Raw genomic sequence first — 1,267 nt, 5'->3', positions numbered from 1 at the left:
GGCATGTCAACCGCAGACAATGATATCACGCCCCCCAGTCAGTTAATAGAAAGCGCGTGATGTAAGGCTTGTAGAAATCAATATAAGCTTATTGTTCACGTTTGCAACTAGTTTATGAGTAAATATTTACCACTTTTTACTTAACCCTAATACGTGCAAACCTGAACCACGTTAAAAGCTGATAGGAGGTATTTATGGCAGACAATGATAAAACATCTCAAATAAAATTAGATTTTTTAAATACACTTTATAATCTTATCCTTAGTGAGGATATAAAAGAAGAAGAACGTAGAGTGCTGACTAAAGCAAAGAATCTAGTAGAAAAAGGAGAGTATATTCCCAATGTCATCAGACGTATGCAGACAAATTTTACGTTGGATGCCATAAATAGTAACTTATCTCCAAGTGTGAGTGAGTTTTATAGTACATTGCCTAAAATACTTGCAGAGATTCTACCAGCATTTCCAGGTACTGGCTCTAGTTTAGGGATTCCTCTCTAATTATCTTGTTACCCTTGATACCTTACTGTTACTCTTCTTTTAGAGAAAGGTAACAGTATAAACCCTTGATATAACTACCTTTATAATACTTTGTTACTCTTGTTACCGTAAATAATACTATATCAGTTGAGAATTCAATAACTCTATAAACTAATAAACCAGTTAACTAAATATCTCTAATAACAATATTTCTCAATCCTCGTACATGCCTTGCCTGACATTAGTACAAAATGGAAAGGAAGAAATAATATGAATATTAAAGAATATACAAAAAAAGACGGTACAAAGGTGTACCGAACTAACGTTTATTTGGGTGTGGATAATCTCACAGGTAAGCAAGTACGAACAAGTGTAAGTGCCAATAGTAGAAAAATGTGTGATATTAAAGCACGCCAAGCTATAAATAAGTTTATCAATAATGGGTCTACAATTGCAAGGAAAAAAGTGGTTTTTGATAACTTTGAATCTTTGGCTTTGAGCTGGGTTGAAAGTTATAAGCTGACGGTTAAAGCTAATAGCATACGTTCAGTAAAAAATTATTTAAAAGTTTATATTTTACCAGCTATTGGGACATACGTTTTACCAAAAATAACGGCTATGTTATTACAAGGTATTGTTAATGATTGGTCTAAGAATGCTAATACCTCTGAGATTATTAGTGGTAAACGTGAAAAGGGTAAAGGTAAAAACTATAAGATAATGCTCAATATCATCAAACGTATCCTTGATTATGGTGTGCAATTAGGAGCGATAAACGACAATCCAGC

At 33.1% G+C, this 1,267-nt stretch carries 2 protein-coding genes; both read left to right on the top strand.

All coding sequences use genetic code 11. The features are described 5' to 3' along the window. Positions 1 to 194 precede the first annotated feature (194 nt). Positions 195 to 500, top strand: a complete 306-nt coding sequence (locus ABWI07_RS44205; RefSeq protein ID WP_010905062.1) for a bacteriocin immunity family protein — start codon at positions 195 to 197, stop codon at positions 498 to 500. Between the two features lie 249 nt (positions 501 to 749). Then, positions 750 to 1,267 (top strand): tyrosine-type recombinase/integrase (locus tag ABWI07_RS44200; RefSeq protein ID WP_353822213.1); only part of this gene is annotated, 518 nt, incomplete at its 3' end.

The organism is Actinomadura sp. NPDC000600 (genome assembly GCF_040492135.1).
Taxonomy (GTDB): Bacteria; Actinomycetota; Actinomycetes; order Streptosporangiales; family Streptosporangiaceae; genus Spirillospora.
The sequence above is the reverse complement of the archived record's forward strand: the minus strand, read 5'-3'. Positions and strand labels throughout refer to the sequence as shown.